Origin of the sequence: Acinetobacter nosocomialis (genome assembly GCF_041021905.1) — a bacterium.
GTDB classification, from domain to species: Bacteria; Pseudomonadota; Gammaproteobacteria; order Pseudomonadales; family Moraxellaceae; genus Acinetobacter; species Acinetobacter nosocomialis.
The window spans coordinates 1,828,790-1,852,702 of sequence record NZ_CP157432.1 but is presented as its reverse complement, the minus strand read 5'-3'; the positions used below and the strand labels follow the sequence as shown (position 1 = coordinate 1,852,702).

Sequence of the window (23,913 nt, the reverse complement as noted above, 5' to 3'; positions counted from 1 at the left end):
TGTTACCATTATAAACGTTGGAGTTTTCATGATTCATTTAACTGAAAATGCTGCGACTCATATTAGCAATTACCTTAAAAACCGAGGTAAGGGTGAAGGCATTCGCGTTGGTGTGAAAACTTCTGGTTGTTCTGGGTTGGCTTATGTTCTCGAATTTGTAGACGATATCGATGAACATGATCAAGTTTTCGAACAATTCGGTGTTAAGGTTTTTGTAGATCCTAAAAGCTTAGTTTACTTAGAAGGCTTAGAAATGGACTATGTTAAAAATGGCCTTAACGAAGGGTTCGAATTTAACAATCCTAATAAAAAGGGTGAATGTGGTTGTGGTGAGTCTTTCACTGTTTAATCCTCTCCTTTCCTTTTTCTCATTAAAACAGTGTCTTTCAACAGCACTGTTTTAATGTATTTAATTAACGTGGATCCCATTTCTAATGAATCATTTTGAGTTGTTCAATTTACCTGTGGCACTCGATATCGATTTGGCAAGCTTAAAATCAAATTTCTTGAGTTTGCAACAACAATATCATCCAGATAAAGCCGCAGATAAAGATCAAGCATTAATCAAATCAAGTGAAATCAATCAAGCTTTTAAAACGCTTTCACAAGTTGATAGCCGCGCTGCCTACCTTTTAGCTCTAAAAAAGCAAGATCATCATCTTGACCAATCTATTAGTGATTTTGAATTTCTACAATCTGCATTAGAACTTCGTGAACAACTTGATGAAGCGACATCACCTGAACATTTACGTACGTTAAGATTGGAAGTACAACAATGGATTGATGGCTTGGTGCGTGAATTCAAAATTGATTACAACGAAGAAGATTGGGCTGAAGCACGTGATACCGTACGTAAGTTGCGTTTCTTTCAACGTGTTTTAAACGATATTGATAAAGCAGAAGATCAACTGTTAGATGAAGAAGACAGCTTTGATTTAGACGATGATTTTTAATTTTGCTTTCTCTACTTTATTTTCAAGGGATTTAACTCATGGCACTTTTGCAAATTGCTGAACCGGGTCAATCCAGTGCCCCACACCAACATCGCATTGCGATTGGTATTGACCTAGGAACAACACACTCATTAGTTGCGACAGTGTTATCAGGCAAACCTAAAGTACTCAATGATGTTCAAAATAGAAGATTACTTCCTTCTATCGTTCATTATGGGGACAATACAACTCATTATGGTGAAGAAGCTAAACCATTTATCATTGCAGATCCCAAAAATACGATTGTATCTGTTAAAAGATTTATGGGACGCTCAAAAGCAGATATTAAGTTTCAGCATCCTTATGAATTAGTAGGCTCAGAAAATGAAATGCCTGCTTTTGAAACACGTGCCGGGCGCAAAACACCAGTAGAAATTTCAGCCGAAATTTTAAAACAATTAAAAGATCGTGCTGAAGACAGCTTACAAAATCCCGTTAATGGTGCTGTGATTACAGTTCCTGCTTATTTTGACGAAGCTCAGCGTCAAGCAACTCGCGATGCAGCTCAACTTGCAGGCTTAAACGTATTACGTTTATTAAATGAACCTACAGCTGCCGCAGTAGCTTATGGATTAGATCAAGAAAGTAATTTAGAGACCGACCGTAATTATGTAATTTACGATTTGGGCGGTGGTACTTTTGATGTATCAATCTTACGTTTTTCACAAGGCGTATTTGAAGTTTTAGCGACCGGCGGTCATACCGCTTTAGGTGGTGATGACTTAGACCGCCTAATTGTGAAATGGGCAAAAAAGCAGCTTAATATTGATGTATTAAGTAATGAAGACTATGCAGTATTTATAGTTGCAGCACGTCAAGCTAAAGAGCAATTATCTACTCAAGATTCAGTTGAATTAAAACTGCTTGATAGAACTCTTACACTAGACCGACCTACATTTGAAAGTATTATTCAAGTTGCTTTAGATAAAACCATCAGTGTTTGTAAGCGTGTATTGCGTGATGCAAAGCTTGATTTGACTGACATTCAAAATGTAGTTTTAGTGGGTGGCTCTACCCGCTCTTATGCAGTTCAAAAAGCTGTACGTGAAGTTTTTGATCAAGAACCTCTTTGCACAATTAACCCAGATGAAGTTGTAGCAATCGGTGCTTCAATTACAGCAAACCAGTTAATTGGTAATAGCCAAGATGGCTCACTTCTTCTAGATGTCACTCCTCTTTCTCTTGGTTTAGAAACAATGGGAGGACTAGTTGAACGTCTGATCTCTCGTAATACAGCTATTCCTGTTGCACGTCGTCAAGAGTTCACAACCTATCAAGATGGCCAAACTGCCATGTTAATTCATGTGGTTCAAGGTGAACGTGATTTAGTTGAACATTGCCGCTCATTAGGTAGATTTGTACTCCATGGCATTCCGCCAATGACTGCAGGTCAAGCCCGTATTGAAGTCACTTTCCAAGTTGATGCTGATGGCTTACTTACTGTTTCTGCTCGTGAAGCAACTTCTGGTGTACAAGCTCATATCGATATCAAACCATCGTATGGTTTATCTGAGGCAGATACAGAACGCTTATTAATTGAAGGTTTCCAGCATGCCGAAGAAGACAAAAATCTTCGTCACTTAAAAGAAACCAAAGTTGAAGCAGAGCGTGAACTTGAAGCTCTAGAGCAAGCCTTAAAAGTAGATGCTGATTTACTTGATGAAAAGCAACTTGCAGAACTCAATTCCTCAAAAGAATCATTAAAAGTTCAGCTCGAAGGTAGTGATATTCAAGCAATTGAACATGCTGTTCAACAGCTTAAAGTACATAGTGACGCTTTTGCAGCATTACGAATGAACCGACATATTGACCATGCCTTAAAAGGCACAAAGCTCGACGATTGGTCAAAATCAAACTAAAAGGTATAGGTGATCAATATGCCACGTATTAAAGTACTTCCTCATGCTCAGATTTGCCCTGAAGGTGCAGAATTTGAGGTTGAACAAAATGCAAATCTTTGCCAAAGTTTGCTCAATAAAGGTATCAAAATTGAACACGCTTGTGATATGTCTTGTGCATGTACAACTTGCCACGTGATTGTTCGCAAAGGTTTTGATAGCTTAGAAGAGATGAACGATGTTGAAGCCGATCTTTTAGATCGTGCTTGGGGATTAGAACCTGACTCTCGTCTTTCATGTCAGGTTAAAATTGTAGATGAAGATCTTGAAATTGAGATTCCGAAATACACAATTAATCATGCTTCAGAAAATCATTAAGATTTAATGGTAAAAAAAGCTGCTTAAGCAGCTTTTTTTATTTATATAATTTATACCTGATCTTGCTCTTGATCAATATTTATTGGTTTAACTTCATCCTCAAGTCTAAGCTGAGCAACACCTTGAGTATTAATTAAAGTTTGTTGAACTTTAATACGTTGAATCATCTTTTCAAGCACTTCAACCAATTCCGGATATTCGTAGTTTTGTACTTCTTCTAAGTTCAATACTAAATGGAAACCTTTATATTCATAATCAAACCATTGCTGATGATCTGATTTATTTCCTGTGTATTTTTCCATGACTTGCCATGTTTTTACTGCACCTTGAATTCCCTTTAAATAGATTGGGGTTTTCGGTGCACATAGAAAATCACTTTTAATGAGTTGATAAGTATCATCAGAAATGAGTATTTCATCAATTTCAGCAGCATACTGTAAACGCGCCGCCAAATTTACATCACGACCTACAATTGTATAAGCCATACGATGTGTTGCCCCATAATTCCCAACGTGGCAATAACCCGTACTAATACCCATACGGATATGCAAGGCTGAATATCCCATCTTTTTCCAACGCTCACGCAGCAACTTCATTTGCTGACGCATAGCAATTGCCATTTCTACACAAGATTTGGCATCTTGTTCAACACCTTGTGAATTTGGATCTCCAAAAAAGATGAGGATTGCATCTCCCATAAATTTATCGACAGTCGCCTCATATTGCTTCGCAATTTCAGTCATATGACTTAAATAGTCATTAAGCAAGAAGGCCAAGTCATCTGGAATTAAGGTTTCTGACAATTCAGTAAAACCTTGAATATCAGAAAAGAATACGGTCATTTTTTTACGTTTATATTCGATTTTTGCTTCAGCTTCACCACGCATAATCGACTGCCATAATTGCAATGGAGCATAGCGGCTTAACTGATTAGCAAAAGCGATATAACGCGTCATTTGGTCATAATAATGCTGGCGTTGCTGACTAATTTTTTTTACCCAGCGATGTTGGTAGTAATTTCCAATAGTGATAAACATCACTAAACCAAGTAGGGTAATTACCGTTAATTCTTGGCTTGTGGCTTCAAAATATGGATGAAAACCAAATAGAAAAAAAGTACTTAAATAAAAAATAATCGCACCAAGCAGACTCGTTAAACAAATCACTGCAAACGAAATACGACTATTAATTGCTGAGTAAAATAATGCAAAAAGTGCAATAAATGTAGGAACAAGATTGAGGTGTACGCCTGCTAGAGTAACCGCCACCACAATTGCATCTATCGCAAAGAAAACACTTTTTTGGGTTTTCTTATCAAATTGGTACTGTAACCAGTGCTCTAATTTAGAACTAACAAAAAGTAAAAAAAGAAAGAAAGGAGGAATATAGATCTGATAATTAGTATTTGGTGAGGTAAAGGCATAGATCACTAAAATCAATGACAGAATGGAATACCCCATCAAACGATGAAAATATGCAAACTGCTTAGGTTCCCGATCTATAAACCTCTCTAATTGCACCCTATCCTCCACATTTCAATGTAGCCACACTCACATGTGGCATGACATTGATTTAATCCATGCGCCAATCAAAAGGCATATCACCCTGACCACGTAAAGCAAGCATAAGGGTCTGACGCATGTGAGCTAAAACATCACTTGTGTATGGTACAGCTGGTGTACCCCACACTGGTTTAGGCCAAGCTACGTCATTTTGATAGCGGACAACATGGTGGAAATGTAATTGAGGTACCATATTACCTAAAGCTGCAACATTCATTTTGTCAGCACGAAAAACGCGAGATAACTGGCTAGATAACCAGCTTGATTCACGTAAAAACTGTTCTTGGTCAGCTTGACTTAATTCGTATAATTCCGTGATTCCTGGTACACGAGGTACTAAAATCAACCAAGGAAATTGCATATCATTCATTAAACGACATGTTGAAAGCGGGAAATCGCCTACAAAAAAAGTATCTTGAGCAAGTTGTGGATGCAAACTAAACATATCTTTTATAAATGACAATAAACAATAATGGCTAATACTATCACATCAGTTTTGATGTGAATATTATTAGTAGTCCGTTTACTTACAAATAACAATGATTTTATGCACTTATTCATATCTCAAGGTATAAAAAAGTACATAAAATCCAATCACAACAAGACAAATGCCCTGATCAGTTATGGCTTATTCAAAAAACTGGACTCAGGCATGTAATTCACTCATCAATTTTTGTAGTAAATCATTGATAAATTGAATTCGTTTTTCATAGTCTTCAAGCTGCACCATCACTTTCAAGCGCTGTCCACCTTCCATACGATAATAGGTCGGGTTCTTTTGCATGAGTTGAATAATACTAATCGCCTGAACTGGAGTATCTGGTGAAAATTCAATGTTGCCGCCTTGAGTATTAATATCAATTTTTGTAATACCCAAATGCTCCGCTTTTAAGCGGATCTGATGCACGCTAAACAAGTGTTTAACTGATTGCGGTGGAACACCAAAACGGTCAATAAGCTCCATGCGAATATTATCCAGTTTTTCTTGAGTATCTGTATTACTAATACGTTTATAGAATAATAAACGTTGATGAACATCACCTAAGTAATCATCCGGAATAAGTGCGGGAATATGTAAGTTAATTTCTGCAGTTAACGACAATGGTGCATCGAAATTCGGTGTTTTACCCTGTTGAATTGCTTTAGTCGCTTTCTCAAGCATTTCCATATACAAGCTATATCCGATCGCCTGCATTGAACCGCTTTGTTGCTCACCCAACAATTCACCAGCACCACGAATTTCTAAATCTTCCGTAGCGAGCATAAAGCCTGCGCCTAATGTAGAAGCTCGTTGAATTGCATCAAGACGTTTTTCAGCATCACCTTTCAAGTGCTTGATTGAAGGCACCAATAAGTAAGCATAAGCTTGGTGATGTGAACGACCTACACGTCCACGCAACTGGTGCAATTGTGCTAAACCAAGCTTATCTGCACGTTCAATTAAAATTGTATTGGCATTTGGAACATCAATACCCGTTTCAATAATGGTTGAACACACCAGCACATTATATTCTTTGTGGTAGAACTGCTGCATAACTTGCTCAAGTTCACGTTCGCGCATTTGTCCATGTGCTACCGCCACGCGTGCTTCTGGCACAAGCATACGAATATTTTCAGCCGCTCGCTCAATGGTATCTACTTCATTATGTAAGAAGTAAACTTGTCCACCACGTAATAACTCACGCAAAATCGCCTCTTTGATTGAAGCATCTGTATGTTCTTGAACAAACGTTTTTACTGCTAAACGACGTGCTGGTGGAGTGGCAATGATCGATAAATCACGCATTCCCGAAAAAGCCATATTAAGCGTACGAGGAATTGGAGTTGCGGTAAGGGTCAACATATCAACATCAGCACGCAAAGCCTTAATTCGCTCTTTGTCACGTACGCCAAAGCGATGTTCCTCATCCACGACCATTAAGCCTAGATCTTTAAACTGAACATTCTCTTGTAATAACTTGTGTGTGCCTACCACAATATCGACTTTACCATCCGCCAAGTCTTCAATATTTTTTAAATGAGTTTTGTTCGAACCAAATCGTGATAACACTTCAATACGAACAGGCCAATCAGCAAAACGATCTTTAAAAGACTCATAATGCTGTTGGGCAAGTAACGTGGTAGGAACTAAAACTGCAACTTGTTTACCATTTTGTACTGCAACAAATGCTGCTCGCATGGCCACTTCGGTTTTACCAAAACCCACATCACCACATACCAATCTATCCATTGGTTTTGCTTGCTGCATATCATACAACGTAGCTTCAATTGCATTGGCCTGATCAAGTGTTTCTTCATACGCAAAGCCACTTGCAAATTGCATATAAAGCGACTGATCCAATTCAAAAGCAAAACCAGGTTTTGACTGACGACGTGCCTGAATATGCAAAAGCTCGGCTGCAACATCATGAATTTGCTCTAATGCTTTACGTTTTGCTTTACTCCAAGCATCAGTACCAATTTTATGTAACGGTGCTAAATCTGGGTCGCCGCCACTATAACGGCTAATTAGATGTAAGTTGGTTACTGGGACATAAACTTTGGCATCTTCAGCATAATCTAGCTGTAAGAACTCATAGTCTTGACCTTCGATAGCAAGTGTAATTAAGCCAGCATAACGTCCCACACCATGATCAATATGTACGACAGGAGCACCAATACTTAGCTCAGTTAAGCTTCGAATTAGAAACTCTTCAGAAACTTCCTGTTGACGCTTACGACGACGCTGTACAACTCGGTGTTCATAAAGCTGATTTTCTGAAATAACTGTTAATTGATCAGTTATAAGTAAACCACGGTCTAAAGGTGCATTGGTAATCGCAATTGCAAATTGACTGGTTTTGAATTGCTCAAAATTCTCTACATTCGGAATTTCACCCAAACTTGAACGCAATGCATCTTTTAAACTTTCTCGGCGTCCTGCACTTTCTGCAACCAATAGAACAGGATGGTTTGCTTCATCAATATATTTTTTTACAGCTGCAAATGGTTTCTCTTTTTTTGGATCGACCGGTAATTTAGGGGGTTGCTCAGTTTTAAGGTTAAGTGCACCAGCTTTTTCTTCAATAGTTTCTGCACTTACAAGCATGCGCGGAAACTGATTTAAAGCACTCAGCAAATTATTTGGAGAAATAAATAACTCTTCAGGAGCAAGAATAGGTTGATCAATATTATGACGTCGATCTTCATAACGACGCATAACTTCTTTCCAGAAGTTAGTTAAATCGGTATCAACATCACTAGTTGTAATTACAATGCAATTCTTTGGCAAGTACGTTGTAAACATACTTTGCGATTGCATTTGTTCTTTATCAAAAAATAATGGTAAATAAAATTCAATTCCGGGAGATGCTATACCATCTAAAACATCTTGATAAATTGGATTTTTCTTAGGGTTTGCTGTCGGGAAAAACTCAGAATAACGATCTCTAAAAACTGACCGTGCTTCTTTTAATGGAAACTCTTTAGCTGGTAGAACAGTAAAACTTTTTAACGTTGTGGTTGTTCTCTGGGTTTCAGGGTCAAAGAATTTTAACGAATCAATTTCGTCATCAAATAGATCTATTCGGATAGGAGCTTCTTGCCCAGATGCAAAAATATCCATAATACTACCGCGTACAGCAAATTCTCCATGATCATAAACTGTATCTACCAAATGGTAGCCAGCCTGAACCAATCTTAGTTTTTGCTGTTCTAAATCAAATTTTTGCCCCACTCTTATGTCAAAGTGCTTACCCAGAACCCATGAGTAAGGCGCAACCCGTTGAGCCAAAGTACTTGCTGAAATGAGTAATACGCCTTGCTGCGGCATATTCGATAAAATCGCAAGACGTTCCGAGACAATATCCTGATGCGGAGATAACCGATCATAAGGCAAAATTTCCCAATCGGGAAAAATTGTCGGCTTTATTCCATAAAACTCAAGTTCACTTTCTAATTGAGCAACATGTTGGTTATTTCGAGCGACTAAAACTAATAAAGAAGAATGCTGATTCGCAATTTCTTTAAGCAATAAAGCTGCTGATGAACCTAATAATGACCCCACCCAACGCTTTTCACCGGCCTTGAGCTGTTGCAAATTCAATTGAGAGATTTCTTGTTGAAACATGTATATGGCTTTTATGAGCTAAAAAGGTATGAGGTTAATAGTAGCATGATGTTTTTATTGAATTGAGTTATTTTTCTGAAATCAAGCTACTACTTTAAGATACTTTTTTATAGTTCTTAAACAAATGTTTGAACTTATTTATCACGTAGAAACATCACATAATATTGGTTCAATATTTGTATGATTGCTTTAAGTTCAAGCAACTTTTCTTGAGTATTACCTAACCTTTCGACATAGCGTTGATTTGCAATTTCTAAATCAATTTTTTCATTAATTTGTGGTGTGATTTGGAATAACTTACGTAAATCATCAAAGTTCTGTAATTTACGATTTGAAAAATAGTCAAGGTGCTCTGACCACTTTTCATTAATCACGACATCTTTAATAACCGGACCACGCTCTGAATCAAAACTGAGCTGATTCTCCTGTAAATATAATTGCTCTGGTGACTCTTTCGAGCCTTGAAAAAGCTGGCTTAACTTTTTGAACATTTCATCACATCTTATTAATTTTCAATTTATATAGTAGAGGTAATCTACTCACCTCTACCATCTAAGTTTATTTTTTTAATGCCTACTCGTCACCCAAGTCATCTAGAAAATCTACTGTCGGTACGAAAAATAAAGTACCTGTTTGGGCAGTACTAAAGTCAAGTAAGCGGTCAAGATGACCTTGCTCATTTCCTAAGAACATATTTTCAAGCATTTGACGGGTTGTACTAAATTTACGCGAGTATCCAATAAAGAAAGTCCCATATTCATTTTTTGAAGGGTTAGAAAAAGGCATATTGGCACGCATAATTTTTAGCTCATTACCTTCCGCATCATGCGCTTTACTTACAACATTATGAGCTGTTAAAGGCTTTTCATCATCACCGAGTTCAATATCATTAAACTTCTTACGACCAATTACTTTTTCTTGTTCTTCATCACTTAAAGCACGCCATTTTTCCATATCATGGGTATATTTTTGAATAAATGCATAACTTCCCCCAATGAATTCGCGATCTTCGCTGCCCACTAGAGCCCACTGCGCTGCAATTACAGGTTCAGGATTTTCTGTTCCATCTACAAAGCCAATAATTGCACGACCATCGAAATAACGAAAACCATGTACTTCATCAATTGGATAAGTCACTTTACCCAACTGTTCATTGATAATACTTCCCAATTCATAGCAGAGAGCTTGTCGATCAGCACGAATATGAAAGAATAAATCACCTGGTGTTGAAACGGCTGTGTACTTTGGACCTTTGATTTCTTGAAATGTTTCTAATTCTTGAGGCTTTGATTGTTCTGGAAATAAGATATCCCACGCATTTGAGCTAAAACCGAATGTGGCATTAAATTTACTTTCTGGATAACGATTAGACAAACTTCTAGTTAACGCTGAAAAATTAGCTGCAAAATCTTTTACTTTTTCTACAACAGAATCACCTTGAGCTAATCCTAATACAATAAATAATGCATTTTCTCCAGGATGACTCGTTACAGGCTGAATTCTCATACATTCCATAAAACAGGCCTTATTTTGGTAATTTACGGTAGTAATTTAGCATATTCATGTTTTTATCGTACGATTTCTTATGGTTCTTAGCTATTAAAAAAGAGATTGAACGATCCCAATCTCTTGTAATTTTTCTAAGTTATATTTAGCCACCATATTGTTGTTTTAAGTATTTTACAATTTGGGCAGATTCAAACATTTTAACGCCTGTATTTGGATCAACTAAATAAGGCACCTGCATTTTTCCTTGCATAATCTGCAACGATTTTTCTCGTTTACCACCCTTTAAGGGCACATATTTTCCCGGTTTTAAGCGAAGAATAGCAGGTCCCATATCTTGCCACCTTTCTTTAGCCACATTATGCAAAATATAAGGAATTTCAAGTTCACATAGTACATTTCTTACTACTCTTGAATATGGGCTTGCTTCAAAACTCCATAATTCAAGTTTATGTTCAGGTGCGGCCCGATTTACTATTTTTTTATCAATCCAGACTCCACGAGCACCATTTAATAAGGTTCCAGCAAATGCAACATATGGTTTTTCAGGATAATTTGAAAATTTCTGAGGCGTTTGACCTGTCTTACCATAATGTTTGAATAAGTGATGAATAATATCTTGTGATTCGTATAGTTTATCGCCTGTATTTTCATCAATTAAAAATGGAAACTGCAATTTACCGCCTATTTCTTTTACGACTGAACGATATCTTGTTCCCCCTTTAGGACATGGGTAAATTTCCACATCCAAATTTAAAAGTGTAATCACTTCACGAACACGCCGACAAAATGGTGAACCTTCAAACTCATAGAGTTTTAGAGCTTTAACAGGCTGATTAGGAAATGCTGTACCTGTAACCCCTCTACCACCTTGAGCAATTGCAGATGCTACTGCTTGCAGCACTTTAATTTGATGATTCACCATTACATGTTCCTTTATATTGTGGAGCTAAACTAATTTTTCCTTAGCAATCACAATTCCATTGTTATCTGCATAAATAAAATCGCCAGATTGAATTGTGACTCCACCAAAATACAAAGGAATATCTACTTCACCAATGCCCTTACGATTACTTTTTTGTGGAATTGCAGCCAATGCATGTACCCCTAAATCCAGAGTCGCAAGTGCATCAACATCACGTACACAGCCATAAATAACCACACCATTCCAGTTATTTTTAACTGCTGATTCAGCAATCATATCTCCCATAAGTGCGCAGCGCATTGAAGCACCACCATCTACAACTAATACCCTCCCTGTACCATCTGTAGCCAATAATTCTTTTACACGCGAGTTATCTTCAAAACACTTTACAGTCACAACTTGTCCACCAAAAGTTTGACGTGCACCGTAACTTTTAAAGAACTTACCGTCCATTGAGGGCGTGACCACTTGTAAATCTTTTTCCGGGTTATCATCCAATAAATCACATGTCACAAATGGTACTGTTGACACTTTTATTCTCCTTATCGAGTTTGTTGTATGCTGAGATTATCATATCGTTTAAATGCTTCAATTTGCGTTAGCGCCGCTACAACCATGGTATGAGCCAATTGCTCTGCTGTAACAGGTTTATATTTGAATGGTTTATTCCATTTACTTTCAATGAATTTAAAAAGACTTTGTCCTAAATCTTCCATAAAACGCACATCGCTACGTTTACCAATTAATAAAGATGGCCTGAAAATAGATAATTTTTCGATGCCTAAACTCTGAATATAGTCTTCTAATTGTCCTTTAACCTTATTGTAGAAAATTGGTGAATTAGCATTTGCCCCAAGTGCACTTACAATTAAAAAATGGATATGTTTATCTTGGATCAAGTCTGCAAAATGAGCATTTATCTCATAATCCACCGCATAAAAGCCTTGTTTTGAACCTGCTATTTTTAAAGTTGTACCTAAACAGCTAAATGCGTGAGTATGATCATTTACGTCTTCATCGTTGAGCAATAAAAAATCTTCAATTACTAACTGAGTAACTTTTTTATATGTATTAAGTAGTTGTGATTCTTTTCTAACAACAACTGTAATCGCTTCAAATTCCGGTGTTTGTTCAAGCTCTTCAACTAGAGCTAATCCAACGAGTCCTGTAGCACCTACTACAATTGCTTTTTTCGTGCTTATAGTCATTTTTTATCCAACCTTCTTTAAGTTTGTATCAAATTTAACCTTTTCTTACGGTTTTAGCAGCCCCTAAAACGGCTTAAAATGCTCTCAAGGCTTGACTTCACGGTATTGATTCATCACAATATGGCACTTGTTTACGGGCTGGTGATGGTTACACCAGTTTACTGGATTGACCACAGCCCGCCCAGACCAACTTATTTTCAAGGAGTGCAAGAGTGGCAAACTCTGCTCAAGCTAAAAAACGTGCGCGCCAAAACGTTAAAGCGCGTAAACACAACGCAAGCTTGCGTTCTATGGTTCGTACTTACATCAAACGTACTTTAAGTGCAATCGCTGGTGGTGATTATGCTGTTGCTACAGAAGCTTACAAAAAAGCTGTTCCTGTAATCGACCGCATGGCTGATAAAGGCATCATCCACAAAAATAAAGCTGCTCGTCATAAGAGCCGTTTAAATGCTCAAGTTAAAGCTTTAGCTAACTAATTGAAGCATGTAAAAAAAGCCCAACAGGGCTTTTTTTATTACCTATAATTTTATAATTACTCTACTTTATGAAATTTAGAGACATCTAACTCGTAAGCTTCGCCTCGCCAAATCCATTTCAATTTACAATTTGGAAATTCATCCCCTTCAAACCACACAAACAGGCCTTCCATCATTTCTGGCCAATCTGCCTTTTGTATTTGATTGTTGCCTGAAATTACAGCAACTATGGCAGCAATAATTGTGTCATGACTAACAGCTAAACTCAGCCCACTTTTTGTTTTAGGATGAGTCTGATAAATAAGTTCCAACACATCTAAAACCCCGGTAATGGGATGTTTCATACCTGGTAATGCATTGTTCACAAAACTATTAATAAAGCCTAAAGCACCTTGTTTACGAAAATATGGTGCAGCCTGTTGAATATCGAGTACAAAGCTCCCCGGTTCTACCAGTAAGCCTTGTTCAACAATTTCAATTGTATGTGTATTCGGCTCAGGACTTACCCCATCTGCACCTTCAATCATAAGTGCAGCAGTATCTACACAACGTTGAATTGGACTAGAAATACAGTGTTGAATTACACGATCCGTATTTTTGATTAAATAGCTACCCCATTCCTGTGCAAGCTCACGTCCTTGAGGTGTAAGTTGAAGGTCATATCCTGCCAAGCCTTGCCCATCTACCAGCTCTCTTAAGGAGTGACGTGTAAAAAGGGTTACAGGAGTTGAAGCATCAGGCAATAAATCAATTGCTTCAAACATGCTTTTAGGCAATAAATCGAGTGCCATTTTTATCGTGTCATCTTTTCTCAATATTTTGCCACTATAGCATGTCTGCAATAACTCTCAATCCAAAACACCCGATTGAACCAAAGCTTCAAATGCTATTTTTTTGCTTTCTTGATCACGAAATGCGATAAAGCCCCCGTTTAATACAGTATCACGTTGGTTATATTCAAAAGGTTTACCTTTTAGTGTGAGCAAACCTCCACCTATACTTTCTAATAATCCCTGACCTGAGCTAGTATCCCATTCAGATGTAGGGTGAAATCTAGGGTAAATATCAATCTCGCCTTCTAACATCATGCAAAATTTATAAGCACTTCCCGCCTCACGTCGAATTACGGTACGGCTCTTTTCAATTGGCTCAATAAACTTCTGATACTTCGGGTTTTTACTACTATGACTTAAGCCAATCTGTACAGGCGCTTGTGTCGAATAAGATTCTTTTTGATATTGGTACCATTGTTGTTGGCTAAAGTTATATTTAAAAGGCAAATGGTTTAAATAACCTAAATAAACAACTTGTTCACACGGTACAACAATTACAGAAAATACAGTTTCACGCCCCTCAATCAAACTCAAATTTATCGTGAACTCATCTCGTTCATGTATAAACTCTTTCGTACCATCAAGAGGATCTAGCATCCAACAAGAAGACCAATCGTGGCGAGCGCTATAGTCGCTTTCTTCGGATAAAACTGGTAACTCCGGTGTGATTTCTGCAAGATGTTTTAATAAAAATTGATTTACTTTTAAATCTGCTTGGGTCACAGGTGAATCATCATGTTTTTCTTGAATATTAAACTCATATCCAGCTGAATAATTCTGATATTCTTGTAATAAGATCTGACTAGCCTCTTCCAATATTGGTAGTAGCTGTTCAATTAAGACATCATTGGGGCGAGTTGTTGTTATAAACATAAATAAGCTCTATTTACTTTCCTTTTCATTATAAGTGAATTGTGACAAATTCAGTATTCACCAACAGTCTAGTATTCTTACAAAAAGCTCTTATCTTTAACTAAGAAGTCTTCTATTACCTTAAAAGCTGATTCTTTATATTTTTACTTATTAAACCACTTATTACTCAAGAGAAAGTAACGTTAAATTTTGTATAAAAAACATATTATAACTTATGAAAAATAAACAACTTAATGTAAAACCAACCATTTCCTTTTCACACATTTCTTGCTATGTTCAATAGCACAATAACAAAATGGAAGACTAAATATGACGCTATATGGATATCACTTTTCAACAATTGAAAATAACTGGGAAGACTTAACCCCATTAAATGAGTTTTTACAAACATTTGCTGATGATGATGGTGATGTCTCCCAAAGAGACAAAGAATCACTGAAAGAAATTATTGCTAAATCCGATACAGCTTTGGCTTTAGCTAAAGAAATGGGTTGGGACGGTAGCTATACGGGTTGCCCTTATTTATTCTGGTTACCAAGTAAGAATACACAATCATTTGAATATGGATTTGTTTTTAAACAAACCTCAGATAATTCGACTTTTGTGATTTCACCAATTGAATTGGCTTATCTGGCCCAAGATGAGCAGGTAGAAACTTTAAGTAAAAATATTGACTAAATAACAAAGGTTATTGACTTAAAAATTAAGCCAATAACCTGACTCTACTGTTGTTATTCAAACATACTTAATTGAGGCGTGGGCTTTATAATCTTCTCTTTGGGAACGTGTAAACATTCAAATTCCTCAACAGGAAAACCTTCAATAAAGCTTGAAATATCTGGTGTTTCTAAACTTAACCATTCTTCTAGACGGTCATGCGGAATCACAATGACTGATCGTTTGACATCGCCCGGTTCATGAAAATCTTTCATCATGGGATGATCTATCGCATCCATAGTTAACATACTTGCAGAACGGATAATGGTTTCATTCATTTTGCAAATTTCATAAATTGCGGCAATGAAAAAAGCCTGTCCATCTTTACGGCGGACGCCCCATCGCTCAGGTTTATCATTTATATATTTACTCTCATAAAACTCCGTCACGGGTATTACACCAAACTTACATTTAAGAGCGGCTTCTTGAAAACTCGGTTTTTGGAAAATCGTTTCATGACGGGCGTTATAAGTATGTTTTGCTATATTTGTATCTTCGGCCCATTTAGGAACCAAACCGAACATGACTTCACGCCACTCAAAACCTTGCGGTGATTTGAATAATAGCGGCATTGTCCCACCCGGATAAACCTCATCGGCATAGCTAAAGCCGACCACAGGCAACTGAAGTTGCTGCAATTGGGCAAGAGTTAAAGGTTTAAAGTTGGCACACATAGCAAGAATAAAATACTGTACTTTTACATCTCTTATTTTATAAGTATTTATTCTATAAACCAAATAAAAAGGCACTCGAAAGTGCCTTTAACGACATAACTTTACGCTTAGGAAATGTGCTGAATTCCTTGCGGAATGGCCTGTAATAGTCGTTTAGTGTAGTCATGTTGCGGATGCGCATAGAGCTCATCTGAGTTAGCGATTTCAACAACTTCACCATGATTCATGACCATGACCTGATCAGAAATATATTTCACAACCGATAAGTCATGTGAAATAAAAATATAACTAAGGCCAAACTCATCTTGTAAGTCTTGTAATAAGTTAAGTACTTGTGCCTGAACCGACACATCTAGTGCCGAAACAGATTCATCACAAATTAGAATTTCAGGCTTTAGCGTTAAACAACGTGCAATCGCAATACGTTGGCGTTGACCACCCGAGAACTCATGCGGATATCGATAATAAGCTTGTTCAGGTAAATTCACTCGCTCAAGTAAACCAAGTGCAATTTGCTTACGTTCCGCATCATCTTTACCAATGCCATGAATTTGCATAGGTTCTAATAAAATCTGCCCAATGGTAAAGCGTGGATTTAGCGAAGCATATGGATTTTGGAAAATGATTTGGATCTTCCTTTGATATTTGGCAAACTCTTTTTCAGTTAAAGACAGAATATCTTTACCTTCAATTAAAGCCTGCCCCCCAGATGCTTCATGTAAACGCATAAGCAACAAGCCCACAGTGGTTTTACCTGAGCCAGACTCTCCCACTAAACCAAGCGTTTTACCTTTAGCAAGTTTAAAAGAAACGCCTTTTACCGCCTGAAATTCTTCTTTGCCAAATAACCCCTTACGGCTATAAAAGCTTTTTTTCAAATCTTTTACTTCTAAAATAATTTGCTCATCGCCATTTAAACCACGTTTACGCTGTGGAATTTCTGAAACATCAAAACTTTGCTCTACCAATATATTGTCTTCTTGACGCATAAAATCGCTGGTCACAGGCAAACGATAAGGTCGCTGTGATATTTGAGGACGACAATAGAGCAATGCTCGGGTATATACATCTTTAGGTTGCTCTAGAACTTGTTCTGCAAGTCCCTGCTCTCTAATTTCACCATGACGCATCACAATGACTTGATCTGCAATTTCACCCACTAAAGCCAAATCATGCGTAATAAAAAGCATCGACATTTGACGGCGCTGGCGCAACGATTCGAGTAAATCAATAATTTGTTTTTGAATGGTGACATCAAGTGCCGTAGTCGGTTCATCGGCTATCAGTAGCTTAGGTTCACAAGCAATCGCCATTGCAATCATGACACGTTGCTGTTGACCACCAGACAGTTGGTTAGGATAAGCATCAATCTTAGTTTCCGGTGAAGGTATCCCGACCTCTTTGAGTAACTCTAAAACACGTTGACGGGCGTGTTTACGACTCATACCCATGTGTAAACACAACACTTCTGCGATTTGATTACCTACCGTAAAAACGGGATTTAATGATGACATCGGTTCTTGAAAAATCATGGCAATATCTTTACCACAGATTTTTCGCATATCTTTACGGGATAAGCTGAGTAAATCTTGACCTTCAAAAACAATCTTACTTTTTTCATCAATTTTACTTTGGCCTACAGGTAGTAAACCCATGATTGCCAAAGAAGTAACCGATTTACCACTACCTGACTCACCAACTAAAGCAACAGTCGTATTTGCTGGAATATCAAAGGAGATTCCTTTAACAGTTTCGATATACTGCTTGTCTTCACCTTTAAAACTTACACGTAAGTTTTCAATGTGAAGTAATGGGACATTTTTTTGTTGTTCTGACATTAGCGTTTCCTCTTATTTTAGTTTTGGATCTAATGCATCACGCAGTGCATCAGTAAACATTGAAAATGCCGTAACCAAAACAGCCATTGCTACCGAGGCTGCAACAAGCTGCCACCATTTTCCTAAAAGAAGTTCACTTTGAGCTTCATTTAACATACTGCCCCAAGACACTACCCCTACAGGAACACCGAAGCCCAAGAAACTTAAAATAACTTCCGATTTAATAAAGGAAACCACCAAAATCGACATTTGAACCAAAGCGATATGGCTGACATTAGGAAAAATATGAATAAACATACGGCGAAAATGGCCAACACCAATTGCCTTGGCCGCCAGAACATATTCACGTGAGGTATGTTTCATATACTCCGCACGAATTAAACGGTAAACACCAGTCCAACCCGTTAAACCTAAAATCAAAACAATAGATAAAATGCCCTTTTGTTGCAGTACGGCAGCTATCGCAAGAACTAATAATAAATATGGAATGGAAGTAAAAATGTTATAAAACCAGTTAAGGATGTCATCTACCCAACCACCAAAGTAGCCTGAAATTGCCCCTAATAATGTGCCTAAGGTCACTGCGAGTAATGCAGAAACTAGCCCTACAATAATTGAAGTTTCAGCACCTTTAATGGTTTTTTTAAGAACATCTTGTCCCCATTTGTCGGCCCCAAATATAAGAGTACTTTTTAGTTCACTTTGCTGATCGAGTAAGTGTCCACCTAGTTGCTGATCAATTGCTTTCATATCATCAGCTAGCGGGTCAACTACACCATAATAATCAATTGCACTTCCAGAGGTCTTTTCTTGTTTAATTTCAGCCTTGAGTTGGTGAATGACATCTTTTAAAGGATCGACTGGATTTTCCGGTAACTCTTCATCTACAGCAGCTGTCTTTTGCAAAGCTTCATTTGTTTTATCTGCACCAATAAATGTAGGAGGTGCATAACTGACAGCAACTTCTTTATTCCAGTCTGATGCAATCACGCCAGTAAATGATAGTAGCAATACGACCAGATAGAACAGCACAACAATGAGCGATGCAATTGCAATTTTGTCAGCCCGAAGACGGCGCATTGCAAGGCGCCATAAACCCGCTGAAGCTGGAGCTGTCTGGGTTTGTAATTTTCTTTTTGTTAGAACACTTAGCATAACCCACCTACTTCAACTGTACACGTGGATCAACCACTTTGTAGACCAAATCGGCAATCAAGTTAAATATCATGGTTGCAGCTGCGATATACACTGTAATTGCTTTAATCACAGGAAAATCACTTCGCTCAACCGCGATAATTACTTCTCGACCAATACCGGGAATACCAAAAAAACGTTCAATTAAAAATGCACCTATGAGCAATGCAGGCAAAGTCGCCATCACATCGGTAATAATAGGAATTGAGGCATTACGTAAAACATGCACACCTAAAATTCGGCTTTCCCCTACACCTTTAGCCCGTGCCGTTCTAACATAATCTTGGTTAATCTCATCAAGCACAAAACTACGGTATAAACGTAAAGTAGGTGCAATACTCACCACCAACATAATTAAAATTGGAAGCAAGGCAAACTTAAATAAATTATCGGTAAAGTTATCGCTCCAGCCCTGCACTGGAAACCAACTTAACTGATAAGCCAAAACATATTGAAAAACAATAATATAAACCAAGATACTGATCGACATACCAATAGTACATAACATCATGACCATACGATCTGTTAAAGAACCACGTACTGCCGATACAGCTAGAGCCAAGCCAATTGAAATAACGGTTTGTAAAATAGTGAGTGGAATTAGGAGCGTTAATGAAGGCCCCAAGCGAGTTAAAATAATTTGTGAAACTGGCTCGCCAGTACTCCAACTTGCGCCATAGTCAAAAGTAAGAATCTGCTTAATAAAAATCCAGAGCTGAACGTAATAAGGCTGATCGACACCTAGTTGCTTACGAATGTTTTCAATCTGCTCAGGATTAGACATCTTACCTGCCAGAATATAGGCCGGATCTCCACCGACCCAGTTAAAAAGAATAAAGATAAACAGTACTACTCCCAACATGGTTGGAATCATCTGCCATAACCGCCGAATAACATATGCCAGCATAGTGATAATTCCTTATTTAACCCGTTGTCCGGTAATTTCGTTAAAGAATGCTTTATTGTCAGGATCACGACCAAGGAAATCTTTAACCAATTCAGCTGCCGGTTTTTGGCTACCTTGCGATAAAATAGTCTGGCGATAACGTTGTCCTACTTGTGGGTTATTTAAGTTGTCACCATAAGCAGAAAGCATGTCTAAAGCTAAAACCTCAGACCACATATAACCGTAGTAACCTGCTTGATAACCACCCATCAAGTGTCCAAACTGACCAGGAAACTCTGTTGTTGGGACATATCCCAAAGCTGTAGCTGCTTCCATTTTTTGCCAAGTTTCTAAAGGTTTTACTTTTAAGGCATCAGCCGTATGAAGCGCCATATCGTACTGTGCATAAAGCGTTTGACGTGCGTAACGTAAACCGCGCCCATAGTTATGTACTGCTTTTAAACGGGCAATTAATTCATCATCAACTCGTGGGCATGCCGGGTCACAATAATCGGCCACTTTAGATAAGGTTTCTTTACGGCGTGCCCACTCTTCATACATTTGAGATGGTGCTTCTACAAAGTCACGCTCTACAGATGTTCCAGACTGGCTTGCATAACGGGTATTAGATAAAATGCCATGTAAGGCATGACCAAATTCATGCACAAAAGTTTCGAGCTCATCACTATTTAAACCTTTACGGTTAAAGTTTGTGACTAATGCTGAAACCGGTAAGCGGTTGGTTAAAGTGCTGCCACCATATACTCCCCAAACGGCAGCATGACCATATTTCCCTTCGCGAGGGAATTTATCCATATATAGGCCGCCTAGAAGTTTTCCTGTCTTTTTATCGACTACATCGTAATATTCAACTTCGCTCTGCCATGCTTTCACTTTGACAGGTTTAAAATCAATACCATAAAGATCAGATGAAATAGCAAATAACCATTTTTGTGCTGCTAAAGTCGGGAAATAATCACGAAGCTTTTCCTGATCAATTTGATATTTGCTCTTACGAAGTTTTTCACTCCAGTAAGCTTCACTCCAACGTGTTATCTCGGTTTTATCTAATGGTGTTTTTAAAGTTTGTGCTTTAAATGCACGGAGCTCTTCTACTTCTTTGCGCTCAAGTGGTGCTACCGTTTTTTGTACTTCTGCTAAGAATTGATTTACAGTTTCTGGCGTTTTTGCCATACGGTCTTTTAACGCCCAATCAGCATAACTTGCTTTGCCAAATAATTGCGCCAATTCATAACGCAAATCTATTGCCTGCTTGAGTAATTTTAAGTTTTGTTCAGTACCGCGTCGTGTAAATGCAATCTGGTATCTTTTTCTGGCATCATCATTATCTGCCAGTTCCATAAATGGACGATATTCCGGATACTCAAAACCTAATAAATAGTTTCCTTTGGCATTTTTCTTTAACCCTGAAATATAACTCTCTGGCAGACCTTTCATCTCTTCAGGTGTAAATTCAAGTTTTTCAGGGTTATCACGAATATTGCGGTTATATTCTTGCTCGAGTTTAGTCAATTCATCAAGAATCGCTTTCATTCTTGCGCGTTTTGCTGGTTCTAGCTGAACACCTGTGTCTTCAAACTGATCCAGAATATCCTGACGGTATTTCTGATCTATCGGATCAGTTGCTTTTGTATTTTTAATTACGTTATACAGTTTTGGGTTTTGGAATATATCAGTATGAAATTGATTAATTTTGATCTCACAATCTTCTGCTGCTTTACGTAATTTCGCATCTGGATCTACATTACTATATAAACCTATGGGTCCTGAAAAATCTTCAAGATGAGCAAAAATTTTATCCCACTTTGCTAATATTGGAGCTGCGGCAGCATCAGTTTTAACAGGTGTTTTTTCAAAGTTTGAAATCTCTTGCTGGATTTTTTTTAAATTAGAATCGCACCATGCTGGGAGTTGTTCTGCCTTAAGTAATGGTAAGGTTGCACGTGTGGTCTCTGCCGATGCAAACTGACTTATACCTATCGTCAACATACATAAACTAGTCATTTTCAGTGTGTTATTTTTCATCGTATCTCCAATTTTTTTCATTTAATGATTAGATTTCGTATTTGTATCAATATCGAAGTACATCCATTCAGCATGTAAAATCGGATGCTTCTTATATCCAATGATTCGTGGTTGAGCCAACATATTTCTATAACGTGCATACAAGACTTGCACTGGCATATAAACTTCTAATAAACGTGTCATTTTTCGATAAATCATGTCTCGTTCTGGGCCTGGCTTAACCTGTTGAGACTGACGGTATAATTGATCAAACTCCGGTATTGAACCGCAAGACCAGTTGGTCATATGGGTATTCGGACCATAAAAATTCTGCATAAAATTATCCCCATCCGGATAATCGGCTATCCATGCAGAGGAACCGAACATTCCGTCACACTGTTTTTGTGCCCGAATGAGGTCTGAAAAGAGCATTGGCTTGTACACCATCCGGATATTCAAACTGTCAAAGTTCTTTTTCCAAAGCTCAGCGCTTTGCTGACCAATACTGTCATTACGCGCCATATATTCAATGACCAGAGGCTTACCATTTGGTTGTGTACGCCATCCTGATGCATCTTTTTTGTAGTTATATTTATCTAATAATAAATTTGCTGCTTTAACCGAATATGGGATACTGCTTCTATATTGAGGTTCGGCCCCTACTACACCTGGTGGAACTGGGAAATGTAGACGCTCTGCATCACCGTTACGCACTAACTTAATTTCTTGATCTAAACGGGACATTGCAATTGCACGGCGTAAAGCGATTTTTTCTTTACTCATTCCACCAACTACAGGATTTTTAAGATTCCAATAGTTATAACTAATTTCTGGATCGACGATACGTGATAATTGCACACCCTCTTTTACAAGCTCGGGTCTTAATTTACCGTCTTTAATGGCTTTCGAGACTAATTGCCCTTCGAGCTGAATGATATCAACTTCACCACGCTGAAATGCTAACCATCTTGACTGGTTTTCCTCCATCACCTGAATATCAATTGTACCAATTTGAGGCATTTGTTTTCCCTTAAGATGCTTCACAATAGCTTGATCTTCAGGGGTACTGGCGACAAAATTCCAAGTAAAGCCACGATAATCAGGATTCGCTTTTAAAACTATGCGTGAAGCAGGCACCCATTTACTGAGCATATAAGGTCCTGTTCCTACTGGATGCCCCATAACAAAGCCAGCTTTATCTTTATATTTTTCGATAACTTCACGTGCTACAGCCCCTGTAGGGTCATGTGCCAGTAATAAAGGAAAGTTATAATCAGGTTTTATTAATCGAATAACCAAGGTGTACTTATCAGGGGTCTGCAAACCACTCACACTTTGATCATAATTAAATTTTCCTGTTTTATTAGCTGATTGTACTAACGCATCCATACCTTCAATTTTGTTTTCCAGCAACCAGCTATTTGGTGAACGTAAAGTTGGGTCCAATAACCGCTTAAAAGAGTATGCATAATCATAAGCCGTTAACTCTCTAGGTTTGCCTTTAAAAACAGGGTCTGGCGTAAAATAAATACCTTTTTTAATGTGAATAGTATAAGTCAGACCATCTGCACTCACTTCAGGCATAGCAGTTGCGATTTGAGGAATAAGCTTTGCTGGCCTTGCTAAATAGTCATAGGTATATAAAGTTTCAAATATCGAAGTAGTTACATGCGCCGAATATAAATCATGGATATACGCTGGGTCGAAACCTGTTTCAGCTGTCGGGAACGTATAATGTAAAATTTTATTCGGATCGGCTGGACTTTTGGCAAAAATAGTCGTGTTCCCCGTTAATGCCATTCCGGCAAATAATAGGCCTACACTACAGTGCTTGAGCTTTAGTCTTAAATTTTCAGTCATGATGATCTTTATCTAAA

General features: G+C 37.8%; 22 protein-coding genes. 6 read left to right on the top strand and 16 right to left on the bottom strand.

What is annotated here, in order from left to right:
- The first annotated feature begins 28 nt into the window (after window positions 1-28).
- The 4 genes from iscA (at window position 29) to fdx (ending at window position 3,208) form a co-directional block, all read left to right on the top strand.
- Entirely contained in the window at window positions 29-349 is a 321-nt protein-coding gene (gene iscA, locus ABLC00_RS08590) for an iron-sulfur cluster assembly protein IscA (RefSeq protein ID WP_002050042.1), read from the top strand.
- Between the two features lie 85 nt (window positions 350-434).
- Complete coding sequence (hscB, locus tag ABLC00_RS08585) at window positions 435-953, top strand: Fe-S protein assembly co-chaperone HscB (RefSeq protein WP_004709049.1); 519 nt, start codon at window positions 435-437, stop codon at window positions 951-953.
- Between the two features lie 38 nt (window positions 954-991).
- On the top strand, window positions 992-2,851 hold the full coding sequence (gene hscA, locus ABLC00_RS08580) for a Fe-S protein assembly chaperone HscA (RefSeq protein WP_002050161.1): 1,860 nt from the start codon (window positions 992-994) through the stop codon (window positions 2,849-2,851).
- A gap of 18 nt (window positions 2,852-2,869) precedes the next feature.
- Window positions 2,870-3,208, top strand: a complete 339-nt coding sequence (gene fdx / locus ABLC00_RS08575; RefSeq protein WP_002049779.1) for an ISC system 2Fe-2S type ferredoxin — start codon at window positions 2,870-2,872, stop codon at window positions 3,206-3,208.
- Window positions 3,209-3,258: 50 nt separating this feature from the next.
- On the opposite strand, the gene ABLC00_RS08570 is transcribed toward fdx, so the two are convergent.
- From ABLC00_RS08570 to ABLC00_RS08535, 8 genes are all read right to left on the bottom strand, one after another.
- Window positions 3,259-4,728 (bottom strand): adenylate/guanylate cyclase domain-containing protein, encoded by a 1,470-nt coding sequence (locus ABLC00_RS08570; protein ID WP_002050106.1) that lies wholly within the window; start codon window positions 4,726-4,728, stop codon window positions 3,259-3,261.
- 52 nt (window positions 4,729-4,780) lie between these two features.
- A complete protein-coding gene (locus ABLC00_RS08565) occupies window positions 4,781-5,215 on the bottom strand; it encodes an HIT domain-containing protein (RefSeq protein ID WP_000492048.1) in 435 nt (144 codons plus the stop codon).
- A gap of 201 nt (window positions 5,216-5,416) precedes the next feature.
- Window positions 5,417-8,878, bottom strand: coding sequence for a transcription-repair coupling factor (gene mfd, locus ABLC00_RS08560; protein ID WP_033846329.1), 3,462 nt, complete (start codon window positions 8,876-8,878; stop codon window positions 5,417-5,419).
- Window positions 8,879-9,012: 134 nt separating this feature from the next.
- Window positions 9,013-9,369 (bottom strand): hypothetical protein, encoded by a 357-nt coding sequence (locus ABLC00_RS08555; protein ID WP_033846330.1) that lies wholly within the window; start codon window positions 9,367-9,369, stop codon window positions 9,013-9,015.
- Window positions 9,370-9,451: 82 nt separating this feature from the next.
- Entirely contained in the window at window positions 9,452-10,384 is a 933-nt protein-coding gene (locus ABLC00_RS08550) for a Dyp-type peroxidase (RefSeq protein WP_080775596.1), read from the bottom strand.
- Between the two features lie 145 nt (window positions 10,385-10,529).
- Entirely contained in the window at window positions 10,530-11,309 is a 780-nt protein-coding gene (locus ABLC00_RS08545; protein ID WP_033846332.1) for a glutathione S-transferase N-terminal domain-containing protein, read from the bottom strand.
- 24 nt (window positions 11,310-11,333) lie between these two features.
- Entirely contained in the window at window positions 11,334-11,840 is a 507-nt protein-coding gene (rraA, locus tag ABLC00_RS08540) for a ribonuclease E activity regulator RraA (RefSeq protein WP_004887438.1), read from the bottom strand.
- 11 nt (window positions 11,841-11,851) lie between these two features.
- A complete protein-coding gene (locus ABLC00_RS08535) occupies window positions 11,852-12,517 on the bottom strand; it encodes an NAD(P)H-binding protein (RefSeq protein ID WP_004709063.1) in 666 nt (221 codons plus the stop codon).
- A 212-nt stretch (window positions 12,518-12,729) separates the two neighbouring features.
- Here ABLC00_RS08535 and rpsT point away from each other — a divergent pair, with 212 nt between their 5' ends.
- Window positions 12,730-12,996, top strand: a complete 267-nt coding sequence (gene rpsT / locus ABLC00_RS08530; RefSeq protein WP_000013652.1) for a 30S ribosomal protein S20 — start codon at window positions 12,730-12,732, stop codon at window positions 12,994-12,996.
- Between the two features lie 56 nt (window positions 12,997-13,052).
- On the opposite strand, the gene ABLC00_RS08525 is transcribed toward rpsT, so the two are convergent.
- Together ABLC00_RS08525 and ABLC00_RS08520 are read right to left on the bottom strand one after the other, a co-directional pair.
- Window positions 13,053-13,787, bottom strand: a complete 735-nt coding sequence (locus ABLC00_RS08525) for a histidine phosphatase family protein (RefSeq protein WP_004709064.1) — start codon at window positions 13,785-13,787, stop codon at window positions 13,053-13,055.
- A 57-nt stretch (window positions 13,788-13,844) separates the two neighbouring features.
- Window positions 13,845-14,702, bottom strand: coding sequence for a 3'(2'),5'-bisphosphate nucleotidase CysQ (locus ABLC00_RS08520; RefSeq protein ID WP_017392840.1), 858 nt, complete (start codon window positions 14,700-14,702; stop codon window positions 13,845-13,847).
- Window positions 14,703-15,011: 309 nt separating this feature from the next.
- On the opposite strand from ABLC00_RS08520, the gene ABLC00_RS08515 reads away from it, so the two are divergent.
- Window positions 15,012-15,380: a hypothetical protein gene (locus tag ABLC00_RS08515; RefSeq protein ID WP_002049893.1), complete on the top strand. Its 369-nt coding sequence runs from the start codon at window positions 15,012-15,014 to the stop codon at window positions 15,378-15,380.
- A gap of 53 nt (window positions 15,381-15,433) precedes the next feature.
- Here ABLC00_RS08515 and ABLC00_RS08510 read toward each other — a convergent pair whose 3' ends face one another.
- From ABLC00_RS08510 to ABLC00_RS08485, 6 genes are all read right to left on the bottom strand, one after another.
- Entirely contained in the window at window positions 15,434-16,093 is a 660-nt protein-coding gene (locus ABLC00_RS08510) for an SOS response-associated peptidase family protein (protein WP_031944263.1), read from the bottom strand.
- Window positions 16,094-16,200: 107 nt separating this feature from the next.
- Window positions 16,201-17,931: an ABC transporter ATP-binding protein gene (locus tag ABLC00_RS08505; protein WP_004887441.1), complete on the bottom strand. Its 1,731-nt coding sequence runs from the start codon at window positions 17,929-17,931 to the stop codon at window positions 16,201-16,203.
- Window positions 17,932-17,943: 12 nt separating this feature from the next.
- Window positions 17,944-19,086 carry an ABC transporter permease gene (locus tag ABLC00_RS08500; RefSeq protein WP_004887442.1) on the bottom strand — a complete coding sequence of 381 codons (1,143 nt, stop codon included), beginning with the start codon at window positions 19,084-19,086 and terminating at the stop codon, window positions 17,944-17,946.
- A gap of 7 nt (window positions 19,087-19,093) precedes the next feature.
- Window positions 19,094-20,032, bottom strand: coding sequence for an ABC transporter permease (locus ABLC00_RS08495; protein ID WP_004709076.1), 939 nt, complete (start codon window positions 20,030-20,032; stop codon window positions 19,094-19,096).
- Window positions 20,033-20,044: 12 nt separating this feature from the next.
- The gene (locus ABLC00_RS08490; RefSeq protein WP_006580797.1) at window positions 20,045-22,078 is read right to left on the bottom strand and encodes a M3 family metallopeptidase; all 2,034 of its coding nucleotides are present in this window, start codon (window positions 22,076-22,078) and stop codon (window positions 20,045-20,047) included.
- On the bottom strand, window positions 22,079-23,899 hold the full coding sequence (locus ABLC00_RS08485) for an ABC transporter substrate-binding protein (RefSeq protein WP_348941072.1): 1,821 nt from the start codon (window positions 23,897-23,899) through the stop codon (window positions 22,079-22,081).
- Window positions 23,900-23,913 lie beyond the last annotated feature (14 nt).